The 1,209-nt window shown below is 66.4% G+C and carries 2 protein-coding genes; one reads left to right on the forward strand and one right to left on the reverse strand.

What is annotated here, in order from left to right; genetic code table 11:
* On the forward strand, positions 1-947 hold a 947-nt coding region (locus EOA29_RS37065), incomplete at its 5' end, for a solute carrier family 23 protein (protein WP_145970075.1).
* 36 nt (positions 948-983) lie between these two features.
* On the opposite strand, the gene EOA29_RS37070 is transcribed toward EOA29_RS37065, so the two are convergent.
* The coding region (locus EOA29_RS37070) for a helix-turn-helix transcriptional regulator (protein ID WP_145970076.1) at positions 984-1,209 on the reverse strand (226 nt) is incomplete at its 5' end.

The raw sequence follows: 1,209 nt of genomic DNA on the forward strand, positions 1-1,209 counted from the left end.
CCCTTGTCCCGCTCGCGCTGCTGATCGCCATCGTCGTCATGGTGCAGACGGCGGCCACCAGCCGATCCTTCGCGCCGCAGGATGGCGAAGCGCCCGATGTCAACCGTGACTTTGTCGGCGTTGGCGCGGGCAGCATTGTGGCCGGCCTGTTCGGTGCCTTTGCCGTCAACTCCAGTCCTCCGCGCACGGCCATCGCCGCCCAGACCGGAGGTCGCTCGCAGCTGTCCGGCCTGATTGCCGCGACCATCGTGCTGGCGCTCAGCACCTTTGGCGGAAGCCTGCTTGCCAACGTGCCGCAGGCAGCCCTTGCCGGCGTGCTGATGTTCGTCGCCCAGCATATCCTACGCTGGCAGGTGTTCGCCGCCGTCTATCGCCAAGCGCCGTTCGAGTTCGCGCTGATCCTGATCACCATGGTCGCGATCGTCGTCCTGCCGATCGAGACCGGCGTGGCGATCGGCATCGGCCTGTCGCTGCTGCACGGCATCTGGGGCTCCACGCGCACTGAGCCAATTGAGCTGGCGCAGGTGCCGGGCACGTCGGTCTGGTGGCCGCCAAGCGGTCCCAGCGCGGGTGAGCAGCGTCCCGGCGTGCTGGTGGCTGCATTCCAGGCGCCGCTTTCTTTCGTCAACGCAGACCGTTTCAAGCGCGGCCTGCGCGATCTGGTCGACGCCAGAAGCGATGAGGTGAAATTAGTGGTGCTGGAGGCCAGCAACATCGTCGAGATCGACTACACCGCCGCCCAGGCGCTGATCGACGTCATCCGCCATTGCCGCGACAAAGGCGCCGTCTTTGCCGTCGCGCGCATGGAATCGCTCCGCGCCCAGGAGGCGCTGAGACGGTTCGGGGTCGCCGACCTGGTCGGCACGCAGCGGATATTCCAAAGCGTCGACGCCGCCATCAAATCGCTTGGCCCGGGACAAACTCAACAGCAGGACGAAGCGCAATGATAAGCCCACGCGAACCCATCGTTACACCTATCGCCGTCAACCCGGTCGGCTGGAACGGCGGGCGCGATAGGCGCCGGGAGCCTCGCCCATCTCGCGCTTGAACCGGCGGTTGAAGGTCGACAGATCGTTGAAGCCGGCATCCAAAGCGATCGTCGAGATCGCCTCGTCCGACGCGCGCAATTGCACCGCGGCGCGGTGCAGCCTGGTCCGCAGCAGGAACTGGTAGGGCGTCATGCCGGCCACATGCCGGAACGTGCGCAGG

The organism is Mesorhizobium sp. M1E.F.Ca.ET.063.01.1.1 (assembly GCF_003998155.1).
Taxonomy (GTDB): domain Bacteria; phylum Pseudomonadota; class Alphaproteobacteria; order Rhizobiales; family Rhizobiaceae; genus Mesorhizobium.